The sequence below is a fragment of the Paracoccus sp. L-17 genome (assembly GCF_056857655.1).
On record NZ_JBSXNM010000046.1, the window covers coordinates 297,337 to 311,395 of the forward strand.

Below are 14,059 nucleotides of genomic sequence, written 5' to 3' on the forward strand. Positions count from 1 at the left end.
GGAGTTGCGTCTTGCCGGCGCAATTGCCCGGCCTGCGCACGCGAGGCTTGACCCGCAAGACGCATTCCAGGACGCTTCAACAACGCTTTGGAAACGAACGGGATCGTCCATGCCTTACAGAACACGCCGGTATCGTGCGGCCAAGAAGATCCAGGCCGCTGCCGTCGAACTGGCGGTCAGGGACGGTCTGGCGAATGTCACCACGGATGCGATCGCCCGGCTTGCCGGCGTCAGCACCCGGACCTTCTTTAACTACTATCCCTACAAGGAGGCGGCGATCATGGGGCCGCCGCCCGATTACCCGGCCGAGGCCAGCGAGGAATTCGTCAACGGCACCGGCCCGCTGATCGAGGATCTGCGCGTGCTGATCACCACCCATCTCGGCCGCTTTCTGGACGAACGCGAGATGCTGGGCCACATCTTCGCGCTGGCCGAAACGGATCCCAAGCTGGAGGCCCTGCGCAACAGCGCGATCCTGGCGCGGCGTGCGCAGATGCGGCAATTGCTTCAGCGGCGGATGCCGGATGCCGATCCCCGTCTGGTCGAAATTCTGGCCGCGGCCATCGTTGCCGCAACCAATGTCGCCACCAAGGACTGGATCACCGGCGAGGTCGATGATTTCATCGCGGCGGCCCGCCATAATCTGGCGCTGATCTCTACCGCAACCGCGATGCTGACCGGGCCGGCGCCCGGCCCCACCTGATCCGGCCCGTCCTAGACTGCCAGCATCCGACGATAGAGATTGTCCAGATAGGCGTCGGCTCCGACATAGGGATCCTGGGCAGGGCCAAGGACCGCGCGGACCTGAACCTCGAAATCCGCATAATGCTGCGTCAGCGCCCAGATCGAGAAGATCAGGTGGTGCGGATCGACCCGGCTCAGTCGCCCGGCCGCGATCCAGCCAGCCAGAATCGCCACGGTGTCATTGACCAGATCGCGCAGCCTGCCGCCAAGAATATCGCCCAGATGCGGCGCGCCTTGCAAAATCTCATAGGCGAAAAGCCGGCTTTCGCGAGGATAATCGCGCGACATCCGCAGCTTGGTGTGAACATAGCCCAGAACCTCGTCCAGCGGTTCGCCGTCGGGATCCAGGTTCAGCATCGGCGCCAGCCACAGATCCAGAAGCGTGGTCAGCAGGGTGCGGTGGATCTCGTCCTTCGAGGCAAAGTAATACAGGACGTTCGGCTTCGACAGGCCCGCCGCCTCGGCGATCTGGTCGATGGTCGCGCCGCGGAAACCGCTTTCCGAAAAGACCGTCAGCGCGCCCTCCAGGATAAGATCGCGGTTCTTCTGCTGGATCCGGGTCCGCTGCGGTTCAGGCTGATCTGTCATTGGCAAATCCGATCTGGCATGATCCAAACTTGGGCATCGGGGCCCGATTTGTCATGCGGCATCTCTGCGTGCTTGACTGGCTCTGGCCCCGTGCTAGCCTGATCCTGACCTTTTGGTCAATAATTTGCAGAGGTTCCCCGATGCCGCTCGACCGCAAGCCCGCCCCGAACGACCTGCGTGCCTTCTGGATGCCGTTCACCGCCAACCGTCAGTTCAAGGCGCAGCCGCGCATGCTGGTGGCGGCCAGCGACATGCACTACACCGCCGCCGATGGCCGCGCGATCCTGGATGGAACCGCGGGTCTGTGGTGCTGCAACGCGGGACATTGCCGGCCCCGCATCACCGAGGCGGTGCAGGCGCAAATCGGCCAACTGGATTATGCCCCCGCCTTCCAGATGGGTCATCCGCTGGCGTTCGAGCTGGCCAACCGCCTGGTCGATATCGCGCCTGACGGCATCGAACATGTGTTCTACTGCAATTCCGGCAGCGAAGCCGTCGATACCGCCCTGAAAATCGCGCTGGCCTGGCACCGTGCACGCGGCGACGGCGCGCGCACGCGCCTGATCGGACGCGAGCGCGGCTATCACGGCGTCGGCTTCGGCGGCATCTCGGTCGGTGGCATCGTCAACAACCGCCGCTTCTTTGGCAATCTGCTGACCGGCGTGGACCACCTGTCCCATACGCATCTGCCCCGGAACGCCTTCACGAAAGGCCAGCCTGAACACGGCGCCGATCTTGCGGATGAACTGGAACGCATCATCGCCCTGCATGGCGCCGAGACCGTCGCCGCGGTGATCGTCGAGCCGATGGCCGGTTCCACCGGCGTGCTGCTGCCGCCCAAGGGCTATCTGCAGCGGCTGCGCGAGATCACCCGCCGACACGGAATCCTGCTGATCTTCGACGAGGTCATCACCGGTTTCGGCCGGCTCGGCAGCCCCTTCGCCGCGCAGCATTTCGACGTTCTGCCCGACATGATCACCTGCGCCAAGGGCCTGACCAACGGCGTCGTCCCGATGGGCGCGGTGCTGACCACGGCCGCGATCCACGACGCCTTCATGCAGGGCCCCGACCATGTGATCGAGCTGTTCCACGGCTATACCTATTCGGGCAATCCGGTTTCCTGTGCGGCGGCGATCGCCACCCTGGACACCTATGCCGAGGAAGGGCTGCTGACCCGCGCCGCCGAGCTGGAGGCGCATTGGCAAGAGGCGCTGCACGCCCTTCGCGGCCTGCCTCATGTGATCGACATCCGCAACATGGGCCTGATCGGCGCCGTCGAACTGGCCCCGATCGAGGGCCAGCCCGGCAAGCGCGGCTTCGACGCTTTCGTGAAAGCCTTCGAGGCCGGGATCCTGATCCGCGTGACCGGCGATATCATCGCGATGTCGCCGCCGCTGATCATCAGCAAGGACCAGATCGATGAATTGATCGACACCCTCGCCGATGTCCTGAAGGCCACCGCATGAGCACGCCCGCCTCCTCGGTCCTGATGGATGACGACAGGGTTCGGGTCACGCGCTATGACTTTGCGCCGGGCGACGAAACCGGCTGGCATGTTCACGACATGGAATACGTCATTGTCACGCTGACCGATTGCCGGTTGCGCCTTGACCTGCCCGGCGGGCAGACGACGGACAGCACGATCCCGGCGGGCAGCGCCTATTCCCGGCCCAGAGGAACCGAACACAACGTCGCCAATGGCGGCGCCGCCCCGATGAGCTTTATCGAGGTCGAACTTAAGTAACAGACGCCACTCAGCCGACCGCGCGGCAAGACGCGGCGGCCAGACAGGAAGGACGAGACATGACCCTGACCGGAACGGCCGTGGCCGACAACATGAAGATCGACGGCGACAGGCTGTGGGACAGCCTGATGGAGATGGCCAAGATCGGCCCCGGCGTCGCCGGCGGCAACAATCGCCAGACGCTGACCGACGCCGATGCCGAAGGCCGCGCCCTGTTCCGCATGTGGTGCGAGGAGGCGGGGATGAACATGGCCCTGGACCGGATGGGCAACATGTTCATGCGCCATGAGGGCGAGGAGCCCGATCTGGACCCGGTCTATATCGGCAGCCACCTGGATACCCAGCCGACCGGCGGCAAATATGACGGCGTTCTGGGCGTGCTTTCGGGGCTGGAGGTGATCCGCTCGATCCGGGACATGGGGATCCGGACGCGCCGGCCCATCGTGGTGGCGAACTGGACCAACGAGGAAGGGACTCGCTTCGCACCGGCGATGCTGGCCTCGGGAGTTTTTGCCGGGATCCATGACGAGGATTATGCCAACAGCCGCGAGGATGCCGAAGGCAGGACATTCGGCGCGGAACTGGACCGGATCGGCTGGCGCGGCGACGAGGAGCCGGGCCGGCGTCCGATCCATGCGATGTTCGAATACCATATCGAACAGGGTCCGATTCTGGAGGCCGAGGGCAAGCAGGTCGGCATCGTCACCCACGGCCAGGGTCTGTGGTGGCTGCAGGTCACGCTGCTGGGCAAGGACGCGCATACCGGGTCCACCCCGATGGAGATGCGGATGAACGCGGGGCTTGGCATGGCACGCATCACGGAGGCCGTTCACCGGATCGCGATGGAACATCAGCCAGACGCCGTCGGTGCGGTGGGCCAGGCCAATGTCTATCCCAACAGCCGCAACGTGATCCCCGGCCGCGCGGTCTTTACCATCGACTTCCGCAGCCCCGATCTGGACAAGCTGACCTCGATGCGGACGAAGTTGGAGGCGGAAGCGACTGAAATCGCAAAGGATCTTGGTCTTGGAATCGAGATCGAGCCGGTCGGCCATTTCGATCCGGTGACATTCGACGCAGGGCTGGCGCAATCGCTGCGCGACGCGGCCCGGCGGCTGGGCTATTCGCATATGGATATCGTCAGCGGCGCGGGCCACGACGCCTGCTGGATCAATCGCGTGGCGCCCACGGTGATGATCATGTGCCCCTGTGTGGACGGGCTGTCGCATAACGAGGCCGAAGAGATCAGCCCCGAATGGGCCAAGGCCGGCGCCGACGTGCTGCTGCACGCGGTGCTGGATGCGGCAGAGGTTGTCCGCTGAGGCGGACGGAGGCCGGGGGCGCCGCCCCCGGACCCCCGGGGTATTTGGACAACGAAGAAGAGGCTGGTGATGAGCACGGTTATCAGAAACGGAACCATCGTGACGGCCGATCTGACCTATGAGGCGGATGTGCTGATCGAGGGTGGCAGGATCGCGGCGATCGGTCAGGGTCTGACCGGCGACACGCAACTGGACGCGACCGGCTGCTATGTCATGCCGGGCGGGATCGACCCGCACACGCATCTGGAAATGCCGTTCATGGGCACCTATTCCGCCGACGATTTCGAATCCGGCACCCGGGCCGCGCTGGCCGGCGGGACCACGATGGTCGTGGATTTCGCCCTGCCCTCGCCCGGTCAGGGACTGCTGGACGCACTGCAGATGTGGGACAACAAGTCCGGGCGCGCGCATTGCGATTACAGTTATCACATGGCCGTCACCTGGTGGGGTCAGCAGGTCTTTGACGAGATGGCCGAAATCGTTGATCGCGGCATCACCAGCTTCAAGCATTTCATGGCCTACAAGGGCGCGCTGATGGTGAATGACGACGAGTTGTTCGCCAGTTTTCGCCGCGTCGGCGATCTGGGCGGGATCGCGATGGTCCATGCCGAGAACGGCGATGTGGTGGCGGAACTGTCGGCGCGGCTGTTGGCCGAGGGCAATACCGGCCCCGAAGCGCATGCCTATTCGCGTCCGCCGCAGGTCGAGGGCGAGGCCACCAACCGCGCGATCATGGTCGCCGACATGGCGGGTGTGCCGCTCTATGTCGTGCATGTGTCCTGCGAGGATAGTCACGAGGCGATCCGCCGCGCGCGTCAGCAGGGCAAACGGGTCTGGGGCGAGCCGCTGATCCAGCATCTGACGCTGGATGAAAGCGAGTATTTCGACAAGGATTGGGATCACGCGGCGCGCCGTGTCATGTCGCCCCCCTTCCGCGACAAGCGCCATCAGGACAGCCTGTGGGCGGGGCTGCAATCGGGCAGCCTGTCGGTGGTGGCGACCGATCATTGCGCCTTCACGACCGAGCAGAAGCGCCATGGCGTCGGCGACTTCACCAAGATCCCGAACGGCACCGGCGGTCTTGAGGATCGGATGCCGATGCTGTGGACCCACGGCGTCGGTACCGGGCGCCTGACGCCGAACGAATTTGTCGCGGCGACCTCGACCAACAGCGCCAAGATCCTGGGCATGTATCCGAAGAAAGGCGCAGTGCTGGTCGGCAGCGATGCCGATCTGGTGGTCTGGGATCCCGAAGCCGAAAAGACCATCAGCGCCGGCAGCCAGCAATCGGCGATCGACTATAATGTGTTCGAAGGACAGAAGGTGAAGGGCCTGCCGCGCTACACGATCACGCGCGGCGTGGTGGCGGTGACCGAGGGCAAGCTGGACAGTCGCGAGGGCCATGGTGAATTCGTCGCCCGCGAGCCGCGCGGAACGGTCAATCGGGCGCTGTCGCAGTGGAAAGAGTTGACTGCGCCACGGCCAGTGGAACGGACGGGGATCCCCGCCAGCGGGGTGTGATTGTGAAGGGTGCCCTGCCTGCCACCGGCCGGTCCGTGCCGGATGCGACCGCTGCAAGACCTGGGACTGCCAACGGCTTGGCCGTCGGGAACCCGGGCGAGGACAAGGCGCTGCCGGGCAAGATCGGGGGCGGCGGCTCGAACCAGGCAAACGAACATAGGGCCCGACCTGTCAACGGCGCGATGGACCGAGGGCGACGGATCGGCGCGATGGTCAACCATTCCGGTCATGGCCCTCGCTCTCGGAAACCTCGTGAGGGCCGGTTCGCCGCGGCGATCGCCTTTCGGGGTCCGGAGGCCAGCGCCGCTGTCAGCGGGCAGGACATCCGCGCGGTTGGTGGACTGAAGAGGTCGGCATGAACGAGGTCATTCGGGCGCAGGAGATCGGCCTGACCTTCCAGACGGCCGACGGCCCGGTCCACGCGCTGAAGGATGTCGACCTGACCATCGGCCAGGGCGATTTCGTCAGCTTCATCGGCCCCTCGGGCTGCGGGAAGACCACGCTTCTGCGCGCCATCGCCGCGCTGGAGACACCGACCGAGGGACGGTTGTCGGTCAACGGCATGGAACCGGATGCCGCGCGCAAGGCCCGGGCCTATGGCTATGTGTTCCAGGCGCCGGGGCTTTATCCGTGGCGAACGATTTCGGGGAACATCTCCCTTCCGCTTGAGATCATGGGGTTTCCACGCGCCGACCGGCGGCAGCGGACGGCCCGCGTCCTGGAACTGGTCGATCTGGCCGGGTTCGGGGCGAAATATCCGTGGCAATTGTCCGGCGGGATGCAGCAGCGGGCCAGCATCGCCCGCGCGCTGGCCTTCGATGCCGATATCCTGTTGATGGACGAACCCTTCGGCGCGCTTGACGAGATCGTCCGCGACCGGTTGAACGAGGCACTGCTGGATCTGTGGGCCAAGACCGGAAAGACCATCGCTTTCGTGACCCACTCGATCCCCGAAGCCGTCTATCTGTCCACGCGCATCGTCGTCATGTCGCCGCGGCCGGGGCGGATCACCCGGATCATCGACAGTTCCCTGCCGCGCGATCGCCCGCTGGACATCCGCGACACGCCCGACTTCATTGCGCTGGCGCACGAGGTCCGCGAGGCGCTGCGGGACGGGCACGGCGATGACTGACGCCGCCATCGGAGAGATGCGCGGCGGAGGAATGCTGCGCCGGGCCGCCAAGGGCCGCACCCTGCCCGTCCTGGCCGTCCTGCTGGCCATCGTCGCGATCTGGTATGCCGGCGCCGTCGGCCTGAACGCGCAATGGGTGCGGGATCAGGCGGCGCGCAGCGAGACGGTGCTGAGCACTGGAGAATTCGTCGTCCGGACGCTGAGCCTGGATCGCCCCGTCCTGCCCGCGCCGCATCAGGTGGCCGCCGGTCTGTGGGACGGGATCGCGGGGCAGAAGATCACCTCGAAACGCAGTCTTGTCTGGCACGGCTGGGTCACGCTGTCGGCGACGCTGGCGGGCTTTGCCATCGGCACCGCGGCGGGGATCCTGCTGGCGGTCGGCATCGTGCACAACCGCGCGATGGACCAGTCGGTGATGCCTTGGGCGGTGGCCAGCCAGACCGTGCCGATCCTGGCCATCGCGCCGATGGTGATCGTCGTCCTTGCCAGCGCGGGGATCACCGGGCTTCTGCCCAAGGCGGTAATCGCGGCCTGGCTGTCATTCTTCCCGGTCCTGGTCGGGATGGTAAAGGGGCTGAGGACACCCGACGCGATGCAGCTGGATCTGATGAAAAGCTGGTCGGCCTCGCCTTCGCAGATTTTCTGGCGGCTGCGGCTGCCTTCGTCGATGCCCTATCTGTTCGCCAGCCTGAAGGTGGGCGTGGCGGCGGCGCTGGTCGGCACCATCGTGGGCGAATTGCCGGCGGGCGCCAGTTCCGGCCTGGGCGCACGCCTGCTGTCGGGCAGCTATTACGGGCAGACGGTGCAGATCTGGTCGGCGCTTTTTGCCGCGGCAGCACTGGCTGCCGGGCTGGTGATCGCGATCGGCGCGGTCGAGAAGATCGCTCTGCGCCGGATGGGGCTGGCCCGATGACGCTGCTGAAGATCCTTCTGGTCTGGCTGGCCGGCTGGGCGCTGAACATCTGGCTGGCCCGGTTCGACACCAGAACGACACGTCTTCTCGTCGCGGTGATCTTCGGCGCGACGATCCTGATCCTGTGGGAGATGGTCGTGCGGCTTTATGCCGTACCCTCGGTCATTCTGCCGGCGCCCAGCCAGATCGCTGCCGGTTTTGCCGCCAATACCGCGATCCTGTGGACCGATTTCGTGCAGACCATCGTCAAGGGCGCGCTCAGCGGCTGGCTGATCGGCGCCCTGTCGGCGATCCTGACCGCCATTGCCATCGACCGTAGCCCTTTTCTGCAGCGCGGGCTGCTGCCGATCGGAAATTTTGTCGCCGCCCTGCCCATCGTCGGGATCGCACCCATTCTGGTGATGTGGTTCGGCTTCGACTGGCAATCCAAGGCCGCCGTGGTCGTGGTCATGGTCTTCTTCCCGATCCTGGTGAACATGGTCGCGGGACTGGCCGCCACCGACCGGATGCAGCGCGACCTGATGGCGACCTGGGCCGCGCCCTATGGCGCAAGCCTGTGGAAGCTGCGCCTGCCGGCCGCGATGCCGTTCCTGTTCAACGGGTTGAAGATCACCACGACGCTGGCGCTGATCGGTGCCATCGTTGCCGAATTCTTCGGCAGCCCGACCCGGGGGATGGGCTTTCGCATCGCGACTGCCGTCGGGCGGCTGGAATTGCCGCTGGTCTGGGCGGAAATCCTTGTGGCGGCCATCGCCGGATCGCTGTTCTATGGCATTGTCGCGCTGATCGAGAAGAAGGTGACGTTCTGGCACCCGTCGCAGCGCAATCAACGGGGCTGACCGCTCCAACAGAGAGGTGTATGATGAAGAAACTGATGCTTTCGGCCGGCGCCCTTGCGCTGATCGCCGGCGCCGCCCAGGCGGCGGAAGACCTGACCCTGCAATTGAAATGGGTCACGCAGGCGCAGTTCGCGGGCTATTACGTGGCCAAGGACAAGGGCTTCTACGACGAAGAGGATCTGAACGTCAACATCAAGCCGGGCGGACCGGACATCGCGCCGACGCAGGTTCTGGCCGGCGGCGGCGCCGATGTCACCGTCGAATGGATGCCCGCAGCCCTGGCCGCACGCGAAAAGGGCCTGCCGATCGTCAACATCGCCCAGCCGTTCAAGAAATCCGGCATGATGCTGACCTGTCTCAAGGAAAGCGGCATCACCGATCCCAAGACCGATTTCAAGGGCAAGACGCTGGGCGTCTGGTTCTCGGGGAACGAATATCCGTTCCTGTCCTGGATGAACACGCTGGGCCTGTCCACCGATGGCGGACCCGACGGGGTCACCGTCCTGAAACAGGGCTTCAACGTCGATCCGCTGCTGCAAAAGCAGGCCGCCTGCATCAGCACCATGACCTATAACGAATACGGACAGGTTCTGGATGCGGGGCTGACGCCCGAAGATCTGGTGACCTTCAAATACGAGGATCAGGGCGTCGCCACGCTGGAGGACGGCCTGTATACGCTGGAGCAGAATCTTCAGGATCCGGCGATGGTGGACAAGCTGGCCCGGTTCGTGCGCGCCAGCATGAAGGGCTGGACCTATGCCGCGGAAAACCCGCAGGAAGCGGCCGAGATCGTGCTGGAAAACGACGAGACCGGCGCCCAGACCATCGCGCATCAGACCCGCATGATGGGCGAGATCGCGAAGCTTCTGGAAGGATCCGACGGATCGCTGGACGAGGCCGATTATCAGCGCACGGTCGATACGCTGATGTCGGGGGGCTCGGACCCGGTGATCTCCAGGGAACCCGAAGGGGCCTGGTCGGCGGAAGTGACCGACAAGGCAATGAAATGATGACAGGTCCGGCGCGGGTCGAGCTCCGCGCCGGACCTGCCGCAAGGGGCCAAGGACGACGATCATTTCGCGCGGAGAACTGGACGGCCTCAGACGAACCGGGGGGATCGTCGCGCAGTCTGTCCCGATCAAGGTGACCCGGCCCGGCCCAGCTTGGCCGCGTCCCGTTCGACGCTTCGAGAGACAAGCCCCGCCTCTTGCGGATCCCGGCAAGCCGGGCGAGACAGCGGTCATGAAACCGGACACGCGGAAACATTCGTCCCTCGAAGATGCGCAAGGCATCGCCTTCGGCAGCTTCATGGCCGCCATCGGGGTTCTGTTGCTGACCCATCTGGGCTTCGTGACCGGCCAGACGGCGGGGCTGGCGATCCTGATCTCCTATGCGACGGGTTGGGAATTCGGCCCGGTCTTCTTTGTCGTCAACCTGCCCTTCTACTGGCTGGGCTGGAAACGTTTCGGCCCTGTCTTCGTGGCCAAGTCCTTTGCCGCGGTGGCGCTGTTATCCGTGCTGACCATGGTCCTGCCCTCGCTGATGCAATTCGGACCCGTGCATCCGGCCGTGGGCGCGGTGCTGTTCGGCTGCCTGACCGGTGCCGGCTTGCTGGCGCTGTTCCGGCACGGCTCGTCGCTGGGCGGGATCGGGATCGTCGGGCTCTACATTCAGGACGCGACCGGGTTCCGCGCGGGCTGGGTGCAGATGGCGTTCGACGCGGCCCTGTTCCTGATCGCGCTGAGCCTGCGCGACCCGATCACTGTCGCCTGGAGTTTTCTGGGGGCGGTGGTCCTGAACCTGGTGATCGCGATCAATCACCGGCGCGACCGTTATATCGTTTGACGCCTCTATCATCGAATGGCGCGGCGGCCCCCGTCGGGACCGCCGCTTCATGTCCTAGCGCGCGGTTTCGCGCAGGATGTCGCCCTTGGCGTCGATTTCCAGCGTGACCTGTTCGCCCGCGGGATTGGTTGCATCCAGGGCAAAGCGCGGACCGGCGCGGCGGGGTTGGGCCAGATCGGTGTAGCCCGCATCGCCCAGCACCTTGTCGATCGCCGCGCGATCCATCATCGGCGCCCGGCCCGGCCCCTCGCCGGGGCGTTCACCGCGACGATCACCGCCGCGCGGACCTTCCCTGTCGCCGTCATGGCCGCCCATCATGCCCGGGCCGCGACCCTTACGTGATTCGTCCTTGCCGCCGTGCTCACCGCGTTCCGGACCGCGCCCGAAACGCCGGCCGTCACCATCCTCGCGGCCAAAGCGCAACAGCCGGCCCTCGGCGTCGAAGCCCGCGCGCAGATCCTCTCCATCCGCATCCTCGCCGCCGATCATCACGCGCGAATCCATCGTGGCCAGCTTGCCGATCGTTGCGAACTGGCCGAAAACCGCATTGTCGCGCACGCTCTGCGGCAGCATCGCGTCGATCAGCGATTGCGGCATCGCGGCGTCGTCCACATCGACCATGACGAGATTGCCGCTCTCGTCGATGACGGCTTGGATCTCACCGCCTTCGGGCAGGTTGCCCTCGATGCGGTTGCCGCCGTGCCGGGCCTCGCGCGTCGCGATGTCGGTCAGGTTCAACGCGCCCAAAGCCTGCGGCAGCTGCGTCTGCGGACTGGATTGCGCCGTGGCGGGGGCCTGGTCCTGCGCCAACGCGCCGGTGCCGATCGCGCCCATCAGCGCCAGGATCACGGCAGAGGTTCCCAGTTGAATTCTTCTCATCGTCTTTCCTTTCGTCAACTCTCCGGCCTTTGCATGGCCGGGACGAATCGGTTCTAGGACAATCATGCCGAACCAAGGACCAACCGGCCATTTGGTTTCCATTGGGTGGCAAGTCGGCATAGATGATCCATGCGCCGCAATGTCCTGCCCCTGCTGCTGATCGCCATCCTGTCCCTCGGGGCCGGTTTTTCCCTTCCCCTCGCCCGCCAGCCCGCCGCGATGGCGCAGGATTTTCAGCCGCTGCCCTTCGACCGTCTGGCCCGGCGCGTCAGCGACCGCTATGCCGGCCGCCTTGTCGGGGCCGAGATTCGCCGCCCCAGCCCCCGGGAACACGAATTGGGTGCGGCGCTGGTCTATGAATTCCGCCTCCTCACGCCCGAAGGCAACCTTCTGCGAATCCGGCTGGATGCCCGCACCGGTCGTTTTCTGGAAGTGGCCGGTCGCGGACAATTGCAGGCGCTGCGTCGCGGCAAGGACCGGCCCTAGCTGACAGATGATGACGAGGATTGAATGCGCGCGCTGATTGTCGAGGATGACCCGGTTCTGTCCGGGCAGCTTTCGCAGGCGATGAAGGATGCGGGCTTTGTGACCGATCATGCCGGCGACGGCGAGGCCGGAGAGTTTCTGGGCGCGACCGAATGCTATGACGTGGCGATCCTTGATCTTGGCCTGCCGGGCCTGTCGGGGATCGAGGTTCTGACCCGCTGGCGCGAACAGGGAATCCACATGCCGGTGCTGATCCTGACGGCGCGCGGCGACTGGACCGACAAGGTCGCGGGCTTTCGCGCGGGCGCCGACGATTATGCCGTCAAGCCCTTCCGCCTGGACGAGGTCGTTTTGCGCGCGCGAACCCTGATCCGGCGCGCGGCCGGTCATGCCCGCTCCGTGATCGCCGCAGGCCCGCTGCGGCTGGACAGCCAGTTGGGCGTCATCACCCGCGACGGCGTGGCACTGAAACTGACCGCCTTCGAGGCGCGCATCCTGTCCTATCTGATCCACCACCAGAATCGCGTCGTCAGCCGGACCGAATTGTCGGACCACCTCTACGAGGCCGATACCGATCGCGACTTCAAGTCGATCGAGGTCGTGATCGGCCGCCTTCGCCGCAAGATCGGCGACGGCCTGATCCAGACGCGGCGGGGCGAGGGCTATGTCCTGCGGGCGCTCCCATGATGCGCTCGATCCGGGGGCGACTGCTGGTTCTGGCGGCGGTCTGGCTTGGGGCGGCCCTGCTGGCGGCGTTCCTGGTCATCTCGAATCTGCTGGACGATTTCGTCACCGACCGTTTCGACGCCGAAACGAGGGCGGCTGCGGATTCGCTGATCGCCGGACTCGAGGTCGGCGCCGATAACCGGATTGCGGTCGCGACGCCGCCCGCCGACGCCCGCTTCGGCCTGCCCTTCAGCGGCTGGTATTGGCAGGTTGCAGCGGACGGCCGGGCGGTGGCGCGATCGCCCTCGTTGCTGGACGGGCGGCTTCAAGGCCCGCCGGGCAGCTATGCCGGCCGGCCGGGACGCGGCGCGGATGGCGCCCATCTGCGGGTGTCGCGGCAAGAACTGACCATCCCCGACAGCGATGCCCGCGTCGCCGTGACCGTCACAGCGCCGGCTGACGAAATCCGCGCCAGCCTGCGCCAGATCCGGCGCCCTCTGGCGATTTCGCTGGCGATCCTGGGTCTTGGGCTGGCGGGGGGCACCGTCGTTCAGGTGGCCGTCGGGCTGCGCAGCCTCGATTCGCTGGGCGCCGATCTGCGTCGGGTGCGCGAGGGCCGGACCCATCGCCTGCCCCTGCCCGACGTGTCGGAACTGCGCCCCCTGACGGCCGAGATCAACGCCGCGCTGGACCAGAACGCCACCCTCCTGGCGCGGTCGCGGCGGCATCTGGGCAATCTGGCCCATTCGCTGAAAACGCCGCTGGCGGCGCTGGCCAACGATCTGCCGGGCGATCATCGCGGACAGGCGCTGATCGCGCGCATGGACCGGCTGATCGGCTGGCATCTGCGGCGCGCCCGTGCGGCCCAGCCCGCGACCCTGGGACAGCGCACCGCGATTGCCCAGGTGATCGACGACATCCTCATCGTGCTGCGTCACCCGATGGCCGACAAGGGCATGACCGCGCGGATCCTGGACCCTGCCGCTGCCGCTGCCGACTTCTTCGGCGAACGGCAGGATCTGGAAGAGATGATCGGCAACCTGGCCGAGAACGCGGTGAAATGGGGCCGCTCATGTCTGGTCTTTCGCATCAGCGCAGGACAAGGGCGGGTTCTGATCGCCATCGAGGATGACGGCCCCGGCCTGGCCGAAACCGACGCGCCGCGCGCGTTGATCCGCGGTGCGCGACTGGACGAAACAGGCCCTCCCGGCGCCGGCCTGGGCCTTGCCATCGTCGCCGACCTGGCCGCGCTGCACGGCGGCGAGTTGCGGCTTGAACGGGCGCCGACGGGCGGATTGGCGGCCATCCTGGACCTTCCGGGCTCGATCCGGGACGCGACTCGGGCGGGTTGATTTTACCATTTGATAAAAAAACGCATCT

Annotated in this window: 15 protein-coding genes; 13 read left to right on the forward strand and 2 right to left on the reverse strand. The window is 65.9% G+C overall.

The window, feature by feature from the left end:
- Nucleotides 1-109 precede the first annotated feature (109 nt).
- Nucleotides 110-703 carry a TetR/AcrR family transcriptional regulator gene (locus tag AC13CR_RS18355; protein ID WP_292958208.1) on the forward strand — a complete coding sequence of 198 codons (594 nt, stop codon included), beginning with the start codon at nt 110-112 and terminating at the stop codon, nt 701-703.
- An 11-nt stretch (nt 704-714) separates the two neighbouring features.
- Here AC13CR_RS18355 and AC13CR_RS18360 read toward each other — a convergent pair whose 3' ends face one another.
- Nucleotides 715-1,332, reverse strand: coding sequence for a TetR family transcriptional regulator C-terminal domain-containing protein (locus AC13CR_RS18360; protein ID WP_446232517.1), 618 nt, complete (start codon nt 1,330-1,332; stop codon nt 715-717).
- 140 nt (nt 1,333-1,472) lie between these two features.
- Between AC13CR_RS18360 and aptA the strand changes: the two genes are divergently transcribed.
- The 9 genes from aptA (at nt 1,473) to AC13CR_RS18405 (ending at nt 10,648) form a co-directional block, all read left to right on the forward strand.
- Entirely contained in the window at nt 1,473-2,798 is a 1,326-nt protein-coding gene (gene aptA, locus AC13CR_RS18365; protein WP_292958204.1) for an omega-aminotransferase AptA, read from the forward strand.
- Entirely contained in the window at nt 2,795-3,076 is a 282-nt protein-coding gene (locus AC13CR_RS18370) for a cupin domain-containing protein (RefSeq protein ID WP_292958202.1), read from the forward strand. Before aptA ends, AC13CR_RS18370 begins: the two co-directional genes overlap by 4 nt.
- Before the next feature lie 59 nt (nt 3,077-3,135).
- On the forward strand, nt 3,136-4,398 hold the full coding sequence (locus tag AC13CR_RS18375; protein ID WP_292958200.1) for a Zn-dependent hydrolase: 1,263 nt from the start codon (nt 3,136-3,138) through the stop codon (nt 4,396-4,398).
- A 69-nt stretch (nt 4,399-4,467) separates the two neighbouring features.
- Nucleotides 4,468-5,919 (forward strand): dihydropyrimidinase, encoded by a 1,452-nt coding sequence (gene hydA, locus AC13CR_RS18380; protein WP_292958198.1) that lies wholly within the window; start codon nt 4,468-4,470, stop codon nt 5,917-5,919.
- A 355-nt stretch (nt 5,920-6,274) separates the two neighbouring features.
- Nucleotides 6,275-7,051 (forward strand): ABC transporter ATP-binding protein, encoded by a 777-nt coding sequence (locus tag AC13CR_RS18385; protein WP_292958196.1) that lies wholly within the window; start codon nt 6,275-6,277, stop codon nt 7,049-7,051.
- 31 nt (nt 7,052-7,082) lie between these two features.
- On the forward strand, nt 7,083-7,964 hold the full coding sequence (locus AC13CR_RS18390) for an ABC transporter permease (protein ID WP_292958222.1): 882 nt from the start codon (nt 7,083-7,085) through the stop codon (nt 7,962-7,964).
- A complete protein-coding gene (locus AC13CR_RS18395) occupies nt 7,961-8,803 on the forward strand; it encodes an ABC transporter permease (protein WP_292958194.1) in 843 nt (280 codons plus the stop codon). Before AC13CR_RS18390 ends, AC13CR_RS18395 begins: the two co-directional genes overlap by 4 nt.
- A gap of 23 nt (nt 8,804-8,826) precedes the next feature.
- Nucleotides 8,827-9,813 (forward strand): ABC transporter substrate-binding protein, encoded by a 987-nt coding sequence (locus tag AC13CR_RS18400; RefSeq protein WP_292958192.1) that lies wholly within the window; start codon nt 8,827-8,829, stop codon nt 9,811-9,813.
- A gap of 232 nt (nt 9,814-10,045) precedes the next feature.
- Nucleotides 10,046-10,648 (forward strand): YitT family protein, encoded by a 603-nt coding sequence (locus AC13CR_RS18405; protein WP_292958190.1) that lies wholly within the window; start codon nt 10,046-10,048, stop codon nt 10,646-10,648.
- Between the two features lie 54 nt (nt 10,649-10,702).
- On the opposite strand, the gene AC13CR_RS18410 is transcribed toward AC13CR_RS18405, so the two are convergent.
- Nucleotides 10,703-11,527, reverse strand: a complete 825-nt coding sequence (locus tag AC13CR_RS18410; protein WP_446236278.1) for a hypothetical protein — start codon at nt 11,525-11,527, stop codon at nt 10,703-10,705.
- 129 nt (nt 11,528-11,656) lie between these two features.
- Here AC13CR_RS18410 and AC13CR_RS18415 point away from each other — a divergent pair, with 129 nt between their 5' ends.
- Genes AC13CR_RS18415 through AC13CR_RS18425 form a run of 3 tightly spaced genes read left to right on the forward strand, consistent with a single transcriptional unit; the run spans nt 11,657 to nt 14,031 of the window.
- Complete coding sequence (locus AC13CR_RS18415; protein WP_292958186.1) at nt 11,657-12,013, forward strand: PepSY domain-containing protein; 357 nt, start codon at nt 11,657-11,659, stop codon at nt 12,011-12,013.
- A gap of 24 nt (nt 12,014-12,037) precedes the next feature.
- On the forward strand, nt 12,038-12,700 hold the full coding sequence (locus tag AC13CR_RS18420) for a response regulator transcription factor (protein ID WP_292958184.1): 663 nt from the start codon (nt 12,038-12,040) through the stop codon (nt 12,698-12,700).
- On the forward strand, nt 12,697-14,031 hold the full coding sequence (locus AC13CR_RS18425; RefSeq protein WP_292958182.1) for a sensor histidine kinase: 1,335 nt from the start codon (nt 12,697-12,699) through the stop codon (nt 14,029-14,031). The genes AC13CR_RS18420 and AC13CR_RS18425 overlap by 4 nt, the downstream gene beginning before the upstream one ends.
- The last annotated feature ends 28 nt before the right edge of the window (nt 14,032-14,059 follow it).